The 3,361-nt window shown below is 56.1% G+C and carries 2 protein-coding genes and 1 pseudogene; all 3 read left to right on the top strand.

Translation table 11 applies throughout. From position 1 onward, the window contains the following. Nucleotides 1-144 precede the first annotated feature (144 nt). The gene (locus ACEW8P_RS02885) at nucleotides 145-1,596 is read left to right on the top strand and encodes a neutral/alkaline non-lysosomal ceramidase N-terminal domain-containing protein (RefSeq protein ID WP_373511607.1); all 1,452 of its coding nucleotides are present in this window, start codon (nucleotides 145-147) and stop codon (nucleotides 1,594-1,596) included. A 57-nt stretch (nucleotides 1,597-1,653) separates the two neighbouring features. Next, the gene (locus tag ACEW8P_RS02880) at nucleotides 1,654-2,736 is read left to right on the top strand and encodes a Gfo/Idh/MocA family protein (protein ID WP_373511606.1); all 1,083 of its coding nucleotides are present in this window, start codon (nucleotides 1,654-1,656) and stop codon (nucleotides 2,734-2,736) included. A 32-nt stretch (nucleotides 2,737-2,768) separates the two neighbouring features. Then, a pseudogene (locus ACEW8P_RS02875) lies at nucleotides 2,769-3,361 on the top strand (hypothetical protein); the annotation flags it as partial.

The following is a 3,361-nucleotide window of genomic DNA, read 5'->3' as shown; positions in this document are numbered from 1 at the left end:
CTACGAAACCTGGTTCGGCACCAACCGGGTGGAGGTGGAGGCGTCGCGGAAGATTGTGGCGGAGTTGCTCGTGCTTTTTTCGAGATTGAGGTAGGTGTTGTCTTTGTTAGTAAATTGATATTCAAAGTTTTATATAAAAATAAAATGCAAGCTAAATCTGCATTGACGTCTTTTCTCCTTTTGATTGGGGTTTTGCTGACGGGTGGCTCCCCGCTCTACGGTCAGCAGGCTGGTCAGGTTTTCCGTGCCGGGGCAGCTACCAGCAACATTACACCCCGGATTGGCACCTCCATCAATGGCAACATGCAGGACGTGATCACTACGGGTATCCACGACGAGACCCACGCCCGCGCCTTAGTACTGGACGACGGCACCATACAGTTGGCCATTGTCGTTTCGGATCTGTGCATGGTGCCGCGCGAAATCCTGGACGCCGCCAAGCAGCGCGCGCAGTCGGTCACAAGGATTCCGGCAGAGCGTATGATGATGTCCGCCACGCACACCCACTCCGCCGGAACGGCCTGCTCAGTGTTTCAGAGCGACCCCGACGCGGACTACACCAAATTCCTGACCGAACGCATCGCCGACGCAGTCATCCGGGCCAACAACAACCTGGCCCCCGCCCGCATCGGCTGGGGCGTGGGCCACGAACCTTCGCAGGTCTTTAACCGCCGCTGGCGGATGAAGCCCGGTACGGCGATGCCCAACCCGTTCGGTACCGAAGACAAGGTGCGGATGAATCCCGGCGTGGGCAATCCCGACTTGCTCGAACCCGCCGGACCCATTGACCCGGAGATTCCAGTCATTTCGGTACAAACACCCGAAGGACGCCCGCTGGCCCTGCTGGCCAACTACTCGCTGCATTACGTGGGCGGTACGGCGAAAGGCGAGATTTCGGCCGATTACTACGGCATGTTCGCCGAGCGGATGAAGCAGTTGTTATGTACCATTGAGGATGGCCCTGCTTTCGTGGCAATGATGTCTAACGGGACAAGCGGCAACATCAACAACATCGACTTTGGCGGCGAAAAACCGAGGCCTACCCAGCCCTACGAGAAAATGCGGGCCGTGGCCAACGTGGTTGCCGCCGAAGCCTACAAAGTCTACCAAACGATTGAGTACCGAGATTGGATTTCTCTTGACGCCCGGCAAACCGAAATTTCGCTGGGCGTGCGCAAGCCCGATGCCAAAGAGTTGAAGCGCGCCACCGACATCGTGGCCTCGGCCAAAGGGCCGAACATGGTGTCTCGGGAGGAAATCTACGCCCGCGAAACGACGCTCATCAAAAACTACCCCGATCAAGTACCCATCATTTTGCAGGCGTTCCGGCTGGGCGACCTGGCGATTACTGCCATTCCCTGCGAGGTTTTCGTGGAAATAGGGCTGGAATTGAAAGAGAAAAGCCCTTTTAAGCCTACTTTCACCATTTCGCTGGCCAATGGCTACAACGGCTACCTGCCCACGCCCGAACACCATCGGCTGGGTGGCTACGAAACCTGGCGGGCGCGATCCAGCTACCTGGAAGTGGACGCTTCGCCGAAAATCACTAAAACGCTATACGATCTTCTCAGTAAATTGAAGGCCACGCATCCTTGAATATATGGCTACGCATACGGCTGCATTTTTAAACCCAAAAATTTACAATACAATAATATGAGTGATCAGAAAAAAAACTTACGCATCCTTGTCGTAGGCTGCGGCAATATGGGCGCCTCACACGCCACGGCTTACCACAACCTGGACGGCTTTGAAATTTGCGGACTAGTCTCGACAGGCAAGAGCAAAGAGCGGCTGAACGATAAATTGGGCGGACAATACAAGTTGTACAACGACTTCGACGAAGCGCTGGAAGCCACCCAACCCGACGCGGTTTGCATCTCGACCTACCCCGACACCCACGAAGAATTTGCCGTGAAATCTTTTGAGAAAGATTGCCACGTATTCATCGAAAAGCCCGTGGCTGATTCGGTGGAAGGCGCAGAGCGTGTCGTGGCGGCAGCCAACAAAGCCGGAAAGAAATTGGTCGTGGGCTACATCCTGCGGCATCACCCTTCGTGGGAAAAGTTCGTGGAACTATCGCACGAGCTGGGCAAGCCGCTGGTGATGCGGATGAACCTCAATCAGCAAAGCCAAACCGACATGTGGACGCTGCACCGCAACCTGATGAAAAGTCTAAGTCCGATCGTGGACTGCGGGGTACATTACATCGACGTCATGTGCCAGATGACGCGCGCAAAGCCTGTGCAGGTCAACGCCATTGGCGCGCGGCTGACGGAGGATATTCCGGCGGGCAACTACAACTACGGGCAATTGCAGATTCGCTTCGAGGATGGCTCGGTGGGCTGGTACGAGGCTGGGTGGGGGCCGATGATCAGCGAAACGGCCTTTTTTGTCAAAGACGTGATTGGGCCCAAAGGGTCGGTGTCGATCGTGGCTAAGGAAGCGGGCGGCGCGGGAAAATCTTCCTCCATTGAATCTCACACCAAGACGGAGTCGATTCGCTACCACCACGCGGCGCTGAACGACAACGATGAATTCGCCAAAGAAGACACTTGGATTAACCTTACCGACGAACCCGACCACCAGGGACTTTGCGACCGCGAGCAACTCTATTTCCTCAAATCTATTCGCGAAAACACCGACCTAACCGACCACATGGCTGACGCGGTGAACAGCCTACGCATCGCCTTTGCCTGCGATGAGTCGGTGCGGACCGGGCAGGTAGTGACTTTGTAGTAAAAAATCCTTTCATCCAGCCTCTTGCTATTATGAAGAAAGCTAAATTTCAAAAACTAGTCAGTCGCGCGGGTTTCCTACTTGTTCTGCTGTTGATTTCGATTGGACTAAGCGCAAGTTACGCCCAAAACAAGGTTTTCCGGGCCGGAGCTTCCGTCAGCAACATTACGCCGCCGTTGGGCGAGGGTATCGTGGGAAACTACGGCACTCCACCCCCCGCAACGCACATCCACGACCAACTGAACGCCCGTAGTTTGGCCCTGGACGACGGTGAAACCAAGCTGGTTTTCGTGCTTTGCGACAATGTTTCGATTAACCGCGAGGTGTTCGACGAGGCAAAGCGACAGGTTCACGAAGTCACCGGCTTGCCCGTGGATAAGATGCTGATGGCCGCCACCCACACGCACTCCGGCACCAGCGCCGGGGGCAAGGGAAAGCGGCGGCGGGGCTGGCACACCGACGAAGCGCTGGACGGCTACCAGGCTTTCCTGGCCCAGCGCATCGCCGATGGCGTGCGCATCGCTCTCAACAACCTCGAACCCGCCAAAATCGGCTGGGGCGTAGGTAGTGTGCCGCAGCATGTCTTCAACCGTCGCTGGAAAATGAAACCCGGCACCCCGACGAC

It is taken from the genome of Persicitalea sp. (assembly GCF_041751555.1).
In the GTDB taxonomy this organism is placed as follows: domain Bacteria; phylum Bacteroidota; class Bacteroidia; order Cytophagales; family Spirosomataceae; genus Persicitalea.
This window is presented reverse-complemented; position numbering and strand designations above follow the sequence as displayed.

Bases quoted from the DNA above. Each gene is read 5' to 3' on its own strand.
- ACEW8P_RS02885 (WP_373511607.1), top strand. From the start codon at position 145: ATGCAAGCTAAATCTGCATTGACGTCTTTTCTCCTTTTGATTGGGGTT.
- ACEW8P_RS02880 (WP_373511606.1), top strand. From the start codon at position 1,654: ATGAGTGATCAGAAAAAAAACTTACGCATCCTTGTCGTAGGCTGCGGC.